Raw genomic sequence first — 14,674 nt, 5'->3', positions numbered from 1 at the left:
CCTCTTAAATTTAGGAGTGTATCAATCGTTAAAGATTGCGAATCAATTGGCTGACGATTGCGATAATCTGATCGGCGTCGGCCTCGGTGGTAATCAGTGGTGGCAGCAGACGGACTGTATTGCCGGCTGTGACGTTAATCAGCAGGCCGGCTTCCGCCGCGGCTCCCACCAGCTCGGCGCAGGGCTGGGTCAGCTCTATGCCGATCATCAGTCCTTTGCCGCGAATATTCTGTACTTTGGCTTCACCTTCCAGCTCGCGGTTAAAACCGTCGAGCAAATAGCTGCCGATGGTTTTGGCATTGGCGATCAGTCCGTCGTCCAGCAGGGTGCGAATCACGGTGTAGGCGCCCTGGCACACCAGCGGATTGCCGCCGTAGGTCGAGCCGTGATTGCCCGGTTGCAACACCTGCGCAGCCTTGCCATATGCCATGCAGGCGCCAATGGGCAGGCCGTTGCCCAATCCTTTGGCTGTGGTCAGCACATCCGGCATGATTCCCGTGTGCTGGAATGCGTACAGCTCGCCGGTACGACCGTTACCGGTCTGGATTTCGTCGAGCATCAGCAGCCAGCCGCGCTGATCACACAACTCGCGCAGCTGAACCAGATAATCGTCCGCGGGGACTTTAACGCCACCTTCGCCCTGTACCGGCTCGACCAGAATCGCAACGACATCGCTGTTGTCGATGGCTTTAAGTGCATCGATATCGTTGTAATCCACATGAATAAAACCCTCAAGCAGCGGCGTAAAGCCTTCTTTCACCTTGGGGTTCCCGGTTGCCGTCAGGGTGGCCATGGTGCGACCGTGGAAGCTGCCGTTCATGGTGATGATGGTCGGGTTTTGGATGCCCTGATCATTGCCGAACTTGCGGGCAATTTTAATGGCCGCTTCATTGGCTTCTGCGCCGGAATTGGAGAAAAACATATTCTCCATGCCGGTTTCTGCGCGCAGCAGATCGGCCAATTGTTGTGAAGGCTCGGTGTTGTATAAATTGGACACGTGCAGCAGTGTCCCAGCCTGTTCGCTGATGGCTGCTGTCAGGCCGGGATGGCTGTGCCCCAGACCGCAGACGGCAATACCGCTGAGCGCATCAAGATAGCGTCGGCCCTGGTCGTCCCACAGATAGACTCCTTCTCCTTTCACCAGGGTAAGCTTGCGCTCGCCGTAGGTATTCATCAGGGCTGTGGTGGCCATGGTGTTACTCCTCAATGCCTGTATAGGGCTCAAATCAAAATAGGCGTGTCGGGATCAAAATTTTGATCCCGAAATAAAAACAGGCAGCGCTGGCTGCCTGAGGTAAGAGGGAAATACTATAAGCAATTATCGGGGTTGGCAATGGCTGAGGGGCCAGCTGCGGAGCGGTGTCACGCTGGATGGATGACGGTCATGGCGAGATTGCGGTAGAATACTGCAATACTTGAGTGCGACACTGGGTTTTACGGTGCCGCCTTTGATGAACAAAGGCTATTAATATGGCCGATATGAACCACTGACGACAACCGAGGTAGTACTTTCTATGGACATCATGGATACCATCAAGCAGCAAATTGAAGAAAACGACGTGATCCTTTATATGAAAGGCTCCCCCAACGCCCCTCAGTGTGGTTTTTCCATGCGTACCTCCCAGGCGGTGATGGAGTGCGGCCAGCGCTTTGCCTACGTGGATGTTTTGTCGAACCCGGATATCCGCACCAACCTGCCCAAGTACGCAAACTGGCCGACTTTCCCGCAGTTGTGGGTAAAAGGCGAGCTGGTTGGCGGTTGCGACATCGTGACTGAGATGCACGAAAACGGTGAGCTGAAAACCCTGATCGAATCGGCAGCAACGCCTGCGGAGTAACGTCAAAGCTTAACCGCCCGGCTTGCAAGCCCCGAAAACCCGCCATTGGCGGGTTTTTTTATGGCTCAAAAATACTGTTCATAACTATTATTTACCATTGGTATTGATAATTACTATCAGTTAGTTTAATGTTCGCGTCGCCTTTGTCGGGACTCATCTGTTGGGGGGTGAGAGAAAGGCTGTTTCAAACGCAAGAATTCTTTACTGCACAGTACATAAAACAATTGGTTAAGGAGGGGGTATGTTGAAGAAATCATTACTGGCGACGGCTATTGGTCTGGTCGCAGCGACTGCACAGGCGGCGGACAATACGCCATCACTGGAAGAAATGTGGCAAATCATCCAGGCGCAACAGGCGGAAATCAAATCTCTGAAGTCCCAGTTGGGGCAGACTGACGCCAAGCTGCAGCAGACCGAGGTCAAGGTGGCGGCAACCGCCGACGCGGTTGAGAAAGGTGTCGTAGGTAGTGAGACTCTCAACAAAGTGGCCAATTGGGTAGAAAAAACCAAGATTGGCGGCTACGGCGAGCACCACTTTAACCGCTTTGAGGACAAAGATGACCAGGTAGATGCGCACCGCTTTGTGTTGTTCCTGGGGCATCAATTCAGCGACGATGTTCGCTTCTTCTCCGAGCTGGAAATTGAGCACGGTCTGTCTGGAGACGACAAGCCGGGTGAAGTGGAGCTGGAACAGGCCTATATCGAGTGGGATTACGCCGCCAATCACAGCGCCCAGATTGGTCAGTTCCTGATTCCTGTGGGTATCCTTAATGAAACTCACGAGCCGGACACCTTTTACGGTACCGAGCGCAACCTGGTTGAGAAAAACATCATTCCGACCACCTGGTGGGAAACCGGTGCTCAATCCAAGGGTGAGCTGCTGCCTGGCCTGAGCTACAACCTGGCACTGCACAGCGGTCTGAAAACCGACGATGGCGGCTCGATCCGCGGTGGTCGTCAGAAGTCTGCCAAAGCTACAGCGGAAGATCTGGCCTACACCGGCCGTGTGAAGTACACCGGCGTTCCCGGTCTGGAGCTGGCGGCAACCGTGCAGTATCAACAGGACATCACTCAGGGTGCCGCCAGTGAGGCGTCTGCCTGGTTGACCGAAGCGCATGCCATATACAATGCCGGACCTTTCGGCGTACGTGCTCTGTGGGCGCAGTGGGATGTGGACGGCGATGGTTTTGAGCTGACCGGCAGAGACAAGCAGGATGGCTGGTACATCGAGCCTTCATTCAAGGCCACTGACAAGCTGGGCTTTTTTGCTCGCTACAGTGAGTACAACAATGAGGCAGGCCTGAGCAGTTCTGATGATACCGAAGTGTGGGAGTACGGTCTGAATTACTGGCTGACCCCAACGGTGGTACTGAAAGCTGACTACACCGACTTTGTCAGCGAGAGCAATGGCTCCGATGGCGATGCTCTGAATCTGGGTGTGGGCTGGTCTTTCTACTGATCGGAACAACCGAAGGCATAGGGGCGCATGGGCGCCCCTATGTCGTTTAAGGTTTTATGCGTGAGAGAACCATGATGATTCGACAATCCTTCCCTGTCTGGATGCATTGGCTGGCTTTGTTGGGGAGCTTGTGGGCGATGGATGTTCACGCCCAAAAGGGCAGTTATGTCTCGCTGGATGAATTGCGCCAGCAGGCGTTTCCCGAACAGTCGGTCGAGTGGCAAACCCTTTGGGTGACTCAGCCACAGCGAGAGGTTATGGAAGCCATTTTGGGACGCAGCTTTCGATCGCTCCGGGTGCGTTACTGGGGGTATGAGCAGCGTACCGTCTGGGTGTTCGAAGAAGTGGGTAAGGAAATGCCCATTACCTTTGGCGTGATTGTCGACGGTGACCAGATCGACGATGTGGTGGTCATGGAATACCGGGAAAGCCGCGGCGGAGAGGTTCGCCACCCGTTTTTTACCCGTCAGTTTCAGCAATTGAAATTGACCGCCGAACAGCCTCCGAGGCTGGACGGCAACATTGATGGCATCACCGGTGCCACTCTGTCCGTGCGGGCCATGACGAAAATCGCTACACTGGCGCTTTTCTGTCACCAATTGACCCCTTTCTCAGCGGATCCAGACCCATCAATCGTCCATGAAGACATCAAACAACAGGCCTCCGCGCCCTAAATCCCGACTGCTCTCCTGGCGCCCCTTTTTTTGGCGTTGGCATCGACGCCTGGGCGTTGTCGCCGCGCTCATCGTGGTTGTGGTTTCCATCACCGGTTTTCTTCTGAATCACACCAGCGATCTGGGACTGGGCAGCCTTCCTGTACGTCAGGCCTGGTTGTTGCAGCATTACGGTGTGAAAGCGCCCGAACTGACCAGTTTTTCGGTGGGGGATGGCTGGCTCAGTGGCGATGATCAGGGCTATGTCTATCTCAATGGCCAACAGGCAGCCCAGTGTCGCCAGCGTCTGGTGGGCGGGGTGTTGACGGATCGCTGGCTGGTCGTCGCCTGTTCCCACGAGTTGCTGTTGCTGACGCCCGACGGCGATCTGCTTGAACGACTTGGGGAGACTTACGAGCTGCCCGTCCCGCTCAGCGCTATTGGACAGTGCTCGGGAGAAGTTTGCCTGAACAACGGTCAAACTGTGCAGGCGGATCTTGAACAGGTGCGCTGGGAGCCTCGCGAGGATGCCTCAGTGGACTGGAGTCGTCCCGCAGCCCTGCCGGACGAATTAAGAGATCGGCTGATGCACGAACAGTTGGGGGTTCAGTTATCCTGGGAGAGGGTGATGCTGGATCTGCACAGCGGGCGCATCGGTGGTCGTCTGGGGGTCTGGCTAGTGGACTTGGCTGCCATCCTGTTGCTGTTTCTGGCGTTCAGCGGATTTATGCTCTGGTACCAGCAGTGGCGCCGCAAGCATCGCTGGTGATCGCGGCGGTTGACTCTGCGGCCGGTTCGCGGCATAACGTTTCAAACTGTACGTCACGGATGAATGTCACATTGAATCAGAGGGTATCGGAAACCGTGATGTGTGTTTCTGCCCAGAGCGTTGATGGTATGTTGATAGTGCTTCCATGATCAAGATTCCCGGATATTCCATCGTCAGGCCCTTGGGTAAGGGAGGGATGGCTGAGGTGTATCTGGCCATTCAGCAGAGTTTTGAGCGGGAAGTCGCGCTTAAAATACTGGCTCCCAACCTGGCGGAAGACGCCGCTTTCACCGAGCGCTTTATCAGCGAGGCGCGCATTGTCAGTCGCTTGGTACACCCTAACATCGTCACGGTGTACGACGTGGGTGTTGAAGGCGATCATCACTATCTCTCCATGGAATACATCCCCGGTCTCGACCTTAAACAGGCTCGCTACAACCTGCCTCTGTCGAGACGTCTGGCTGTGGTTAAAGACATTGCCCGGGCGCTCAACTTTGCCGGTCGCAAAGGCTATGTGCATCGCGACGTCAAACCCGACAACATCATGCTGCATGCCGAAGGCGGGCGCGCTGTATTGATGGATTTTGGCATAGCCCGCCCGTCCGGCGGCCTGGCCGGAATGACCCAGACTGGCACCACCCTGGGAACGCCCCACTATATGAGCCCGGAGCAGGCCCGGGGCTGGGGGGTGGACCCAAGATCGGATCTCTACAGCCTGGGGGTGGTGCTGTATTTACTGTTGGTGGGGCGGGTGCCCTTTGACGCAGATTCTGCCGTGGCAGTGGGGGTGCAGCACGTGTCTGAACCGGTTCCCAGATTGCCGTGGGAGCTGAGGGTTTTCCAGCCGATACTGGATCGGGTGTTGGCGAAAAACCCTGAGCATCGCTATCAAAGCGGTGGGGATTTTGTGACAGCCCTGGACGCTTTGCCGCAAGACGAGTTGGAGAGCCTGGAGTTCAGTCTGTTCAAGCATGGCGACTCATCACAGGCCAGTGCCGTCTGCAGTGACAGCGCCCCGACCATGGCGGTTACAGTGCCTACCTTGAAGCGGCTGGTGATTGAGGAAGGTAGCAATCAGGCTGGGTATGAAGATACCCGTGACGCGGGTTATCAGGGGCAGTTCAATCGCCGCCACGGTGACAGTGAGTCCGTACCTGAGGAAAAGTCCCGCAACAGCACGTGGCCCTGGTGGGTGGGGGTGGGCATCGCTGCTTCCATCGGTTATGGCGTGTACTTTCAGCAGCAGTTGCCGGTGGAAGAACGGCTGCAACCGATTGCGGCCCTGGAGCAGCGTCTGCCTGCGCTGGCTGAAGACATGTTGGCCGAAATGATCTCGGCTTCCGGGTCGGAAGCTGACGCAGAGGTTGAAGCGGACACCGAAACAGACACTGAAACCGGGCCGGACATGGCTCTGGCCATGAGCTCGGGTCCCTCAGAGTATGATTCCGCTCTGGTGTCGGAGGCTGCGCAAGCATCCCTGGACCCTTCCGGATTGACGTTTGATTCCGATGTTGAGCGGGTTCTGACGGCTTTTGAGATAGAAGAAGAGCAGGCCGAAGAGATCGCCGAGGAGGGCGAGCTCGAAGAGGTATCAGCCGAAGATGAGGTGGACGAATCAGCCGCTCAGCCAGTGTCCGAGCCGCAGGTGTCGGTCAGCCAGCAGGTGGCTCAATTGTTGGAGAAAGCCCGTCGCCAGCGCCTGTTGGGGGATGTACTGATGCCGGTGAATGCCAATGAACTCGTCACTCTGCGCCAGGTGTTGGAGCTCGACAGCGACAATTCTGAGGCCCGGCAGGCCGTGGCGGATATTGAACACGGGCTGATCCAGCGGGTGGAGTTGCGAGTGCAGCAGCAGGACTGGGACGATGCCCGCGCGGAAATTGCCAGGGCGTTGATGTATTTCCCTGCCAGCAAACGTTTGCAGGTCCTGAAACTCAGGAACGAACAAGCGGTTCTGGCGGCTTCCCGGCCTAAAATTGCCCGCGTCCTGGTGAGTCACAAGTCACTGATGGGGGTAGATCAGCCTCAAGAGCACTTTTTGCCCGCCATGGGCGAGTTGCACGTCGGGTTTACCTACGAAAACTTTGAGCCGGGCGCCGCAGTGGTTCGCGCGCATCTGTTTGAGGAGGATCGGCAGATAGAACTGGCCCAGGTGGATGTGGCCATCAACCAGCCCCGCGGTGAACAATTTCTGAGTTTTGAGCGCACCCAACAGGCCTTTGAAGATGGGGTGTACCGGGTCGATCTGACCTTTCAGGGGCGCCTTCTGGGTTCGTCGGTGTTTGAAATCAGTCACCCTCCGCAGCTGTGAGGACGAATTGGCTGGCGATGGCGTAGATTGCGCCTCACATCCCGCGGCAGCTTTCTGTATAATGATCCCAGCCTTTGCCCTGTGATGGGGCAACCTTTCATTTTTGGTAGACCCTTTGGAAGCCCATGAACGTTAAAGCCTATATGGCGGAAGTCGGTCGCAAAGCCCGTGAAGCATCCCGAGCTATTGCTGCCGCAACCACCGGAGACAAAAACCGCGCCCTGCTGGCCACGGCAGAAGCCCTGCAGGCGTCAAAAGCCGAGCTGATGGCGGCCAACGCCGAAGATTTACAGGCAGGTCGGGAAAATGGCCTCGACGATGCCTTGCTGGATCGCCTGGAAATCACGCCGGCGGGCTTCGATGGCATGATCGAAGGCCTGCGTCAGGTGGCGGCATTGCCTGATCCCTGTGGTGAAATCACCGATATGAGCTTTCGTCCCAGTGGGATTCAGCTGGGCAAAATGCGTGTGCCTCTCGGGGTCGTGGGCATTATTTACGAATCGCGTCCCAATGTGACCATCGATGCGGCCAGCCTGTGTCTGAAATCCGGTAATGCCACCATTTTGCGCGGTGGCAGTGAAGCGTTTCGTTCCAATCAGGCCATCGCCCGCTGTATCGCACAGGGGCTCGCCAAGGCGGGGCTGCCGGAAGCCGCGGTTCAGATCATTGAAACCACCGATCGCGCTGCGGTGGGTGAACTGATTACCATGCCTGAGTTTGTGGATGTGATCGTGCCCCGCGGCGGCAAGGGGCTCATCGAGCGCATCAGTAACGATGCCCGCGTGCCTGTGATCAAACACCTGGACGGTATTTGCCATGTCTACATTGACGACAAGGCGGATCTGGAAAAGGCCTTCAATATTGCCCTCAATGCCAAAACTCACCGTTATGGCGTGTGCAATGCGATGGAAACCCTGCTGGTTCATGCCGCGGTTGCTCCGGAAATTTTGCCTCGCCTGGCACAAGCCTATGGTGAGAAAGGGGTAGAGCTGCGTGGCTGTGAGCGCACCCGTGCCATCATCGACGCCGAAATGGCCACTGAAGAAGACTGGGCCACGGAATATCTTGCGCCAGTGCTGTCGATTCGCGTGGTGGACGACATGGCCCAGGCCATGGATCACATCGCTCAGTACAGTTCTGGTCACACCGAAGCAATCGTCACTGAAGATTACACCCGGGCGAGAAAGTTTTTGGCTCAGGTGGACTCCAGCTCGGTCATGGTCAACGCGTCAACGCGTTTTGCCGATGGTTTTGAATACGGTCTCGGTGCCGAAATCGGTATTTCCACGGATAAAATTCACGCCCGTGGTCCGGTTGGGCTGGAAGGGCTGACGTCGCAGAAATACGTTGTCTTTGGCGATGGCCACATCCGTACCTAGGCGCACAGTGAATTATCTTGTCCCGCAGTCTGCCTTTGATCGTTCTGAATTGCATGGATCTGAAAGCCACACCCGTAAGCGGGAGTGGTTGGCTATGGCCGTGGTGAAAACTGCGGGTTGTCGATGACCGCCAGTAAATTGCAATCGCTTGGCCTGTTTGGTGGCACCTTTGATCCCGTGCATTACGGTCATTTGCGCATGGCGCTGGAGTTTAAGCAGCGTCTGGTTCTGGATGAAATGCGCTTGCTGCCCTGTCATGTGCCGCCTCACCGCGAGGCACCCGGACGCAGCAGTGAAGATCGTGCCGCCATGGTGCGTCTGGCGGTGGCGGATTGCCCCGATCTCTCGGTGGATGAGCGGGAGCTGAAGCGCGACGAGCCTTCCTACACCGTGGAGACGCTGGCGGAGCTGCGGCGTGAGCTGGGCGACCATGTCTCTCTGTGCTGGTGTGTGGGCATGGACTCGCTGGTGAATCTGAATCGCTGGCATCGCTGGCGTGAATTGCTCGACTTGGCGCACTTGGTGGTCGCCGCCCGACCGGGATGGAGCCTGCCTCAGCAGGGTGATGTGGCCGAGTGGTATCAGCAGCATCAAGTGACGCCTGAGACACTGCACAGCCGCTCTGCGGGCGGGGTGGTGATCGTCGAGCAGAGCTTGCTGGATATCTCGGCGACGAGCATTCGCGAACTGATTGCTGCGGGGCAATCGCCAGAATTTCTGCTGCCTGACGCTGTCAGGCGCTATATTGAAGATAACCGCCTGTATCTTTCGTGAGAGGACAGGCTTGAGTGAAGTGTTCTACACCTTAATCGTTCCAAATCAAATTGACCCTAAGTGGCAAAGGAAACCCTGAACTGATGTCCCAAGAATTAAATGAAATTATCCTCAACGCCCTGGAAGATCTGAAGGGCAAAGACATTGTCAGTCTCGATGTCAGTGAGTTAACCGATGTAATGGATACTCTGGTGATTGCCAGCGGTACGTCCAATCGACACGTGAAGTCACTGGCGTCCAACGTCGTGCAGGAAGCAAAAGACCGGGGCATTGCCGCTATCGGGGTAGAAGGGCTCGACACCGGTGAGTGGGTGCTGGCCGACTTTGGCGATACCGTTGTGCATGTGATGATGCCGTCGACACGGGATTTTTACGATCTGGAAAAGCTCTGGAGTATGGAACCGGGTACTCGTACTCAGGACAGCGAGTAATTCAGCGGCTCTACGGCAAGGGACAACCATGCGTTTTAAAATCATTGCGGTCGGTACCCGCATGCCCGGTTGGGTGGAAGAAGGCTATACGGATTATGCCAAACGTCTGCCCAGAGACTTTTCAGTCGAAATGGTCGAGCTGCCACTGGGGCCGAGAGGCAAGAACGCTTCCGTAGAGAAAGCCATCGCCAAAGAAGGTCAGCAGATGATGGCCGCTATCCCCAAAGGTGACAAAGTCATAGCACTCGATGTGCTGGGCAAGCCCTGGAGCACGGAAAAACTGGCTGACAATCTGGCCGGCTGGTCGATGGAGTGCAGCAATTACAGTTTGTTGATTGGCGGGCCCGATGGCTTGGCTCCTGAGTGCCTTGCCCGTGCCGATGCCAAGTGGTCCCTGTCGGCGCTGACATTGCCTCATCCACTGGTGCGTATTGTTCTGATCGAGCAGCTGTATCGGGCCTGGTCGATTCTTAACCATCACCCGTACCACAAGTCCTGAAGGCGGTTATTTTATAAACCGTGGCTTTATAACATCCAGTATAAAAGCCATAAGCAAGATCGAATCTGATCAAGCCAGGACTGACTGCTCACAAAAACCAAGTGTTGAACTTCCAACTCCTGTCTAATGTCCATACAATCACCGACTAACCTTCACCCCTGAGCTTCAGATTGAGCTTTCATGCCGGAACCGCAACACCTTAAAGACCACTATCAGGAAGCCCGGCTGTTTAAACGCCGGCTGATTGTTGCCGGCCTGATCATTGTGCTGCTGCTCGGAGTGCTGGTTGCCCGCCTCTATAATTTGCAGGTGGTCAACTACGACCTTTACGTTACCCAGTCGGATCGCAATCGGGTTCAGGTGCAGCCGTTGCCGCCGACACGGGGTCTTATTTTTGACCGCAATGGTACCTTGCTGGCCGATAACCGCCCGACCTATACCCTGACCATTATTAAAGAACAGGTAAAAAATCTACCGGAAACACTGGATCTGATTGGTCGACTGGTGGAGCTGCGCGAAGGTGATATTGAGGAATTCGAAAAACGTCTCAAGCAGCGCCGTCGTCCTTACGAAGCCGTTCCCCTGAGTTACCGCCTGACTGAAGAAGAAATTGCCCGTCTGGCGGTGAACGAATATCGCCTTCCCGGGGTGAAGGTTGCGGCTGAGCTGGTTCGTGATTATCCACTCAATGAAATGCTCGCTCACTCTGTCGGTTATGTGGGCCGTATTAACGACCGCGAGCTGTCCTCGTTTGATGAGGAAAATTATCGTCGCTACAGCGGCACGCACACCATCGGCAAAATTGGTCTTGAGCGGCAATACGAAGACGAACTGCTGGGTGAGGTGGGATACCAATACGTCGAGACCAACGCCCGCGGTCGGGTATTAAGGGTACTTGAAAGTATTGCACCGGAGCCCGGAAAAAACCTCAAACTGTATCTGGACGCAGATTTGCAGCGTGAAGCTATCGAAGCCATGGGGGAATACCGCGGCGCGGTGGTTGCGCTGGATGTTCACACGGGTGGCGTGTTGTCCATGGTCAGCACTCCCAGTTACAACCCCAATCTGTTTGTGACCGGCATCAGCTACAAAGATTACAACGCGCTGAATAACTCGCTGGATTTGCCGCTGTTCAACCGAACCATTCAGGCCCAGTACCCGCCGGGCTCAACGGTGAAGCCTATGCTGGGGTTGGCGGGGTTGCACAATCGTGTGGTGGATCCGGGTTACTCGGTGCGTGACCCGGGCTTCTACCAGCTGGAAGGGGAAAAGCGCCTTTACCGGGACTGGAAGCGTCAGGGGCACGGTCGTCGGGTGGATTTGATGCAGGCCGTGACCGAGTCCTGTGATACCTATTTTTACGATCTTGCGTTTCATATGGGGATCGACAGGATGCACGAGTTTGGCGTTCAGTTTGCGCTGGGTTCACGAACGGGCATTGATATTCCCAGTGAGCGCAAGGGGATCTGGCCATCTCGTGAATGGAAGCGGGCGGTGCGCGGATTGCCCTGGTTTCCGGGCGACAGCCTCAATGTGGGGATTGGTCAGGGGGATGTCCTGACCACGCCGCTGCAGTTGGCTGTCATGACGGCAACCATCGCCAACCGAGGTCACTACATCGAACCGCATCTTGTAGACAAAATTGGTGACGAGAAGTTTGAAAAGAAAGAGCATGTCATTACCGACATCTCGAAAAAGAACTGGGACTTTATTTTTAGCACCATGGAAAATGTAGTGCATGGTCGTCACGGGACGGCACACAACAGCATCGGTCGCGATCTGACCTACCGCATGGCGGGTAAAACCGGTACCGCGCAGGTGGTGGGGATTGCCCAGGGGGAAAAATACGATTCCGAGGCATTGGCAGAGCGTCAGCGGGATCATGCGCTGTTTGTTGCGTTTGCGCCAGTGGATGACCCCAAGATTGCGGTCGCTGTGATTGTGGAAAACGGTGAAAAAAGCTCCAAGGCGGCGGGTGTGGCCCGCAAGGTGATTGATCGCTACCTGGAACTGGAATCCCTGCGCGAAGACAATATGCCTCAGTCGCCGATCAATCAGCCGGTTGCTGTCAGGGCCGAGAGGTAAATTACTTGTGAGCAGAGTCAGTGATTTTCAGCGTCGTATGCCGGAGGCCAGTCGGGATCTTCGGCGGCCTGTTGGTTTGTGGCAGCGTTGGCATATTGATGTGCCTCTGCTGTTGGGACTGCTGACGCTGACAATTTTCGGTCTGATCGTTCTCTACAGTGCCAGTGGTGAAGACTTCCATTACGTTCAGCGCCAGAGTGTTTTTATGGTGCTTGCCTACGGGGTGATGTTCACCACGGCGCAGTTTCGGACTCACACAATGGAGTTCTGGGCTCCCTGGATCTATGGGCTGGGGGTGATTCTGCTGGTACTGGTGTTGGTGATGGGGGTTGGCGCAAAAGGTGCGCAGCGATGGCTGAGCCTGGGGGTGATTCGTTTCCAGCCTTCCGAGGTGCTTAAGCTGGGCATGCCCCTGATACTGTCGGCGTACCTCGCCCACCGTATTCTGCCACCGAGTTTTAAGCATGTTTTTGTCGCCCTGATTCTGATCGGCCTGCCGGCCCTGTTGATCATGAAACAGCCCGATCTGGGGACTTCCATCCTGATTGCTGCTTCGGGCTTGTTTGTTCTGTTTTTCGCCGGCTTGCGCTGGGCTTACATCATGTCTGCTGTGGGGATTGTCGTGGCCAGTGCCTGGCCCATCTGGATGTTTGTTTTGCACGGTTATCAGAAGCAGCGCATTCTCACCATGCTGAATCCTGAGGCTGACAAGCTCGGGGCCGGCTGGAACATCATTCAGTCCAAGACCGCTATTGGTTCCGGCGGTTTGTATGGCAAGGGCTGGCTGAACGGCACCCAGTCGCAACTGGATTTCCTGCCTGAAAGTCATACCGATTTTATCATCGCCGTACTGGCCGAAGAGTTTGGCTTGGTGGGCGTGCTGGTGCTGCTGGCACTCTACGCCTGGATTATTGGCTGCGGCTTGCGCATCGCCATGAATGCTCAAAACACGTTCGGGCGCTTGTTGGCGGGGAGTATTACCTTCACATTCTTTGTCTATGTGTTTGTAAATATCGGTATGGTTTCGGGTTTATTGCCTGTCGTTGGGGTACCGTTACCACTGGTAAGTCACGGTGGAACCTCCATAGTCACTTTGATGATGGGGTTTGGCATTCTGATGGCAATCAGTACCGAGCGCCGCCGGGTCGGATTTGGATAAGTTGCAGAGATAAGGGCAGGCGCCTTGAGTCACAGGAGAAGTGAGTGAATTTTTCTTTGTCGGATGTAAAGCGAGTTAAACAGACTGCACCACTGCGCCGGTTGCGTACCTGGGCAGGACGCAGTCTGATGAGTGTTGCCGTGATGGTCACCTGTTCAGGTGCCGGGGCTGCAACGGCGGGTGATTTTATGGATGATCCCCAGGTCAAAGCTTTTATGGGGGAGATGCAGAAAGAACACGGTTTTTCTCAGCAGGAACTGCAGGGCTGGTTGTCTCAGGCAAAGAAGCAACAATCCATTCTGGATGCGATTTCTCGCCCGGCGGAAAAGACCAAGACCTGGGCCGAATACCGCAAGATTTTTGTCACCAGGTCGCGTATTGGCAAAGGTGTGGATTTCTGGCAGCAGAACCGGGAGGCCCTGACCCGAGCGGAAGAAACCTACGGTGTGCCCGCCGAAATCATCGTGGCCATTATTGGTGTTGAAACCCGTTACGGCCAGCATATGGGTAACTATCGAGTGATGGATGCGCTCTCGACGCTGGCGTTTGCCTATCCGCCGCGCAGTCCTTTCTTTACCAAGGAGCTGCGTGAATTCCTGATATTGACTCGTGAACAGCAGCGCGATCCGCTCAGCCTGAAAGGCTCCTATGCCGGCGCCATGGGCTTCGGACAATTTATGCCGTCCAGCTACCGCGCATACGCAGCCGATTTCGATGGCGACGGCTTGATTGATATCTGGGAAAACCGCGAGGATGCCATCGGCAGTGTGGCTAATTATTTCGTCCGCCACGGCTGGAAAAAGGACGAGCCGGTCGTGGTGCGTATGCGCACTCGGAGTGGATACGATAGCTCGGTCCTGAATGACTCGCTCAAGCCGTTACACACGGTCGCGAGTCTGGAAGAGAAGGGATATACCCCGATCAATACCTTGCCGGGGGATGAAAAAGCCACGGCCATCGAGCTGGAAGGCGAGCACGGGACTGAGTTCTGGATGGGGCTGACCAACTTTTACGCCATCACCCGTTACAACCACAGTCGTTTGTATGCCATGGCGGTGTATCAGCTCAGTCAGGAAATCCTTCAGGCCAAAGAGCAAGCGGATAAAAGCTGAAGGTCTTTCAGGGCCATTGAGACGGTAGATAGAGGTCTTTTGTCGCCAAAAGCATTGAAATTGGCCGCAAACAATCGATTGTTGTGGTCTTAAGTCTGGATCAAGGTTGCGGCTTCGTATAACTTTATTGGGTCTCTTTAACGGCCCCGGACGGTTTTTCACCGTCTCGTATTTTCTTCTTTCAATGAATGTCGCCATCACAGAA

Annotated in this window: 13 protein-coding genes; 12 read left to right on the top strand and 1 reads right to left on the bottom strand. The window is 55.6% G+C overall.

The features are described from left to right. Positions 1-28 precede the first annotated feature (28 nt). On the bottom strand, positions 29-1,192 hold the full coding sequence (locus KOI40_RS08130) for an aspartate aminotransferase family protein (protein ID WP_216096996.1): 1,164 nt from the start codon (positions 1,190-1,192) through the stop codon (positions 29-31). Positions 1,193-1,514: 322 nt separating this feature from the next. Here KOI40_RS08130 and grxD point away from each other — a divergent pair, with 322 nt between their 5' ends. The 12 genes from grxD to mltB all read left to right on the top strand — a co-directional run bounded on the left by grxD (position 1,515) and on the right by mltB (position 14,469). After that, positions 1,515-1,838, top strand: coding sequence for a Grx4 family monothiol glutaredoxin (grxD, locus tag KOI40_RS08125; protein ID WP_216096995.1), 324 nt, complete (start codon positions 1,515-1,517; stop codon positions 1,836-1,838). A 241-nt stretch (positions 1,839-2,079) separates the two neighbouring features. Then, positions 2,080-3,297: a porin gene (locus KOI40_RS08120; RefSeq protein WP_233710107.1), complete on the top strand. Its 1,218-nt coding sequence runs from the start codon at positions 2,080-2,082 to the stop codon at positions 3,295-3,297. Between the two features lie 71 nt (positions 3,298-3,368). Then, positions 3,369-3,971 carry an FMN-binding protein gene (locus KOI40_RS08115; protein ID WP_216096994.1) on the top strand — a complete coding sequence of 201 codons (603 nt, stop codon included), beginning with the start codon at positions 3,369-3,371 and terminating at the stop codon, positions 3,969-3,971. Further along, the gene (locus KOI40_RS08110) at positions 3,937-4,719 is read left to right on the top strand and encodes a PepSY-associated TM helix domain-containing protein (protein WP_216096993.1); all 783 of its coding nucleotides are present in this window, start codon (positions 3,937-3,939) and stop codon (positions 4,717-4,719) included. Before KOI40_RS08115 ends, KOI40_RS08110 begins: the two co-directional genes overlap by 35 nt. A 145-nt stretch (positions 4,720-4,864) precedes the next feature. Next, positions 4,865-7,030, top strand: a complete 2,166-nt coding sequence (locus KOI40_RS08105) for a serine/threonine-protein kinase (protein ID WP_216096992.1) — start codon at positions 4,865-4,867, stop codon at positions 7,028-7,030. Positions 7,031-7,155: 125 nt separating this feature from the next. Beyond that, positions 7,156-8,409 carry a glutamate-5-semialdehyde dehydrogenase gene (locus KOI40_RS08100; protein ID WP_216096991.1) on the top strand — a complete coding sequence of 418 codons (1,254 nt, stop codon included), beginning with the start codon at positions 7,156-7,158 and terminating at the stop codon, positions 8,407-8,409. 123 nt (positions 8,410-8,532) lie between these two features. Continuing rightward, positions 8,533-9,183, top strand: coding sequence for a nicotinate-nucleotide adenylyltransferase (gene nadD / locus KOI40_RS08095; RefSeq protein WP_216096990.1), 651 nt, complete (start codon positions 8,533-8,535; stop codon positions 9,181-9,183). An 83-nt stretch (positions 9,184-9,266) separates the two neighbouring features. Next, on the top strand, positions 9,267-9,614 hold the full coding sequence (gene rsfS, locus KOI40_RS08090; protein WP_304504182.1) for a ribosome silencing factor: 348 nt from the start codon (positions 9,267-9,269) through the stop codon (positions 9,612-9,614). Between the two features lie 28 nt (positions 9,615-9,642). Beyond that, the gene (gene rlmH / locus KOI40_RS08085; protein WP_216096989.1) at positions 9,643-10,113 is read left to right on the top strand and encodes a 23S rRNA (pseudouridine(1915)-N(3))-methyltransferase RlmH; all 471 of its coding nucleotides are present in this window, start codon (positions 9,643-9,645) and stop codon (positions 10,111-10,113) included. 180 nt (positions 10,114-10,293) lie between these two features. Continuing rightward, entirely contained in the window at positions 10,294-12,198 is a 1,905-nt protein-coding gene (mrdA, locus tag KOI40_RS08080; protein ID WP_216096988.1) for a penicillin-binding protein 2, read from the top strand. Positions 12,199-12,205: 7 nt separating this feature from the next. Continuing rightward, a complete protein-coding gene (gene rodA / locus KOI40_RS08075; protein ID WP_439653229.1) occupies positions 12,206-13,357 on the top strand; it encodes a rod shape-determining protein RodA in 1,152 nt (383 codons plus the stop codon). Positions 13,358-13,500: 143 nt separating this feature from the next. Further along, positions 13,501-14,469 carry a lytic murein transglycosylase B gene (gene mltB / locus KOI40_RS08070; protein ID WP_439653233.1) on the top strand — a complete coding sequence of 323 codons (969 nt, stop codon included), beginning with the start codon at positions 13,501-13,503 and terminating at the stop codon, positions 14,467-14,469. Positions 14,470-14,674 lie beyond the last annotated feature (205 nt).

This window comes from Pseudomaricurvus albidus, from assembly GCF_018863235.1.
Classification (GTDB): Bacteria; Pseudomonadota; Gammaproteobacteria; order Pseudomonadales; family Cellvibrionaceae; genus Pseudomaricurvus; species Pseudomaricurvus albidus.
This window is presented reverse-complemented; position numbering and strand designations above follow the sequence as displayed.

What these genes read in the sequence shown, in the direction of transcription:
- KOI40_RS08130 (WP_216096996.1), bottom strand. Translation starts at nt 1,192, where the DNA reads ATGGCCACCACAGCCCTGATGAATACCTACGGCGAGCGCAAGCTTACC.
- grxD (WP_216096995.1), top strand. Translation starts at nt 1,515, where the DNA reads ATGGACATCATGGATACCATCAAGCAGCAAATTGAAGAAAACGACGTG.
- KOI40_RS08120 (WP_233710107.1), top strand. Translation starts at nt 2,080, where the DNA reads ATGTTGAAGAAATCATTACTGGCGACGGCTATTGGTCTGGTCGCAGCG.
- KOI40_RS08115 (WP_216096994.1), top strand. Translation starts at nt 3,369, where the DNA reads ATGATGATTCGACAATCCTTCCCTGTCTGGATGCATTGGCTGGCTTTG.
- KOI40_RS08110 (WP_216096993.1), top strand. Translation starts at nt 3,937, where the DNA reads ATGAAGACATCAAACAACAGGCCTCCGCGCCCTAAATCCCGACTGCTC.
- KOI40_RS08105 (WP_216096992.1), top strand. Translation starts at nt 4,865, where the DNA reads ATGATCAAGATTCCCGGATATTCCATCGTCAGGCCCTTGGGTAAGGGA.
- KOI40_RS08100 (WP_216096991.1), top strand. Translation starts at nt 7,156, where the DNA reads ATGAACGTTAAAGCCTATATGGCGGAAGTCGGTCGCAAAGCCCGTGAA.
- nadD (WP_216096990.1), top strand. Translation starts at nt 8,533, where the DNA reads ATGACCGCCAGTAAATTGCAATCGCTTGGCCTGTTTGGTGGCACCTTT.
- rsfS (WP_304504182.1), top strand. Translation starts at nt 9,267, where the DNA reads ATGTCCCAAGAATTAAATGAAATTATCCTCAACGCCCTGGAAGATCTG.
- rlmH (WP_216096989.1), top strand. Translation starts at nt 9,643, where the DNA reads ATGCGTTTTAAAATCATTGCGGTCGGTACCCGCATGCCCGGTTGGGTG.
- mrdA (WP_216096988.1), top strand. Translation starts at nt 10,294, where the DNA reads ATGCCGGAACCGCAACACCTTAAAGACCACTATCAGGAAGCCCGGCTG.
- mltB (WP_439653233.1), top strand. Translation starts at nt 13,501, where the DNA reads ATGGTCACCTGTTCAGGTGCCGGGGCTGCAACGGCGGGTGATTTTATG.